Genomic DNA, 555 nt, shown 5'->3' with positions numbered 1-555 from the left:
GATAAACCCAAAGATCACGACTGGTCATAATACCACGAGAATAAGTCTCAAAGAGCTTTGTGCTATGAGGTTTCTTATCACCTATAGCTAGGAATGTTTCGAAACTCTCATCACGTTGATTGATCCAATCACCGTGCTTGTCTGGTGTAATTATTTTCCAACCGTCTTCACGTGTAATACCACCAATACTACCAAGGTATTGAAGCATCTCAAGTTTTTTTTCAGTGGAAAGATTATCACCAATATCATGATAGTAAATTTTACAAGATCCAATAATATTGGGATTTTTGATAAATAGCGTTACCGCAATACCCGTCATACTACCATTGCCGAAAATATTCTCACCTTCTTGAGCGTTATTTTTATTCATCATATTTTTACGGATATCACCTCGTAAATTAAGTACATAAATACTCGTAAATTCTTTGGCTAAAGATTTTCGTAAACTATCCATTGTTGGCTTTTCTATATAGCTTGAACCAGAAACAAAGCCGATTATCCCAGCATTATCAATACGGTCGCTTGCCCAGCGAATGGCACGGATATAACTATCAT

1 pseudogene is annotated in these 555 nt (G+C 36.2%); it reads right to left on the bottom strand.

Annotated elements, in window-relative coordinates:
• Positions 1 to 555: pseudogene (locus tag ACFIKU_RS10295) on the bottom strand (damage-inducible protein); the annotation flags it as partial.

Origin of the sequence: Bartonella sp. CM120XJJH (assembly GCF_042194715.1) — a bacterium.
Classification (GTDB): Bacteria; Pseudomonadota; Alphaproteobacteria; order Rhizobiales; family Rhizobiaceae; genus Bartonella.
The sequence above is the reverse complement of the archived record's forward strand: the minus strand, read 5'-3'. Positions and strand labels throughout refer to the sequence as shown.